Below are 714 nucleotides of genomic sequence, written 5' to 3'. Positions count from 1 at the left end.
AACCGCAATCTTTAAAGGGCTAGCAATCAAAAAGAAATACGGAAAAGGTCGTGGCAAACCCGTCATTGGCTATCAATTCACGTTTAAACCCGAAATTAAGCAAGCAGACGACTTTAACAAACATGCACCAACCAAAGAAGAACAAAACAGAGCGTTGGCACAAGCAGACAAACAAAAAGAATACGAGCAACAACCGACAACGCTACAAGATAAAATCAAAGAGCAAGAACGAAAATTAGAATTATTAAAACAGCTCCAGGAATTAGAGAAAAAAGAAAAACAAGACACCAAAAATCAGACACCTACAGAACAAAAAAAAGCAAAAAATGATTCGCAACTTTCCGAAAAAGACAAACAAGATTTGCTGAATGGCCTACAAAATTTTGGTAAATACTAAAACAAGAGCGCAGCGAATTTTATCCAACACGCCTGACGGATAAAACTAAACTTTCGTTTAGTTTTGTCGCACATTAACCATAAACGAAAGTTGGTGGGTATAAGTACGCCCTTTGAGATTATAATTCCCCTTATGGTTAGCATTCGAGCAAAGCGACAAAAAAGTCCGGAAGTGAAATATTTTTTCGCTTTAGGACTTTTTATCGGTATTAGGTGAAACCTAACAAGCATTCCATTTGGAATTTTAGGATATGGACGTCCATATCCGATGCTTGCCTTTTTCAAAAGGCAAGCAAAAATTCTACTTGGAATGGTGGT

1 protein-coding gene and 1 pseudogene are annotated in these 714 nt (G+C 37.1%); one reads left to right on the top strand and one right to left on the bottom strand.

Annotated features, from left to right (window positions below; translation table 11 throughout):
* Positions 1-397 (top strand): annotated as a pseudogene (locus ECA01S_RS14430) (replication initiation protein); the annotation flags it as partial.
* Here the strand turns inward: ECA01S_RS14430 and ECA01S_RS14500 are convergent.
* The coding region (locus tag ECA01S_RS14500; RefSeq protein WP_217994745.1) for a hypothetical protein at positions 394-714 on the bottom strand (321 nt) is incomplete at its 5' end. The pseudogene ECA01S_RS14430 and the gene ECA01S_RS14500 overlap by 4 nt on opposite strands.

The organism is Enterococcus canis NBRC 100695 (assembly GCF_001544375.1).
Lineage (GTDB): Bacteria > Bacillota > Bacilli > Lactobacillales > Enterococcaceae > Enterococcus_H > Enterococcus_H canis.
The sequence above is the reverse complement of the archived record's forward strand: the minus strand, read 5'-3'. Positions and strand labels throughout refer to the sequence as shown.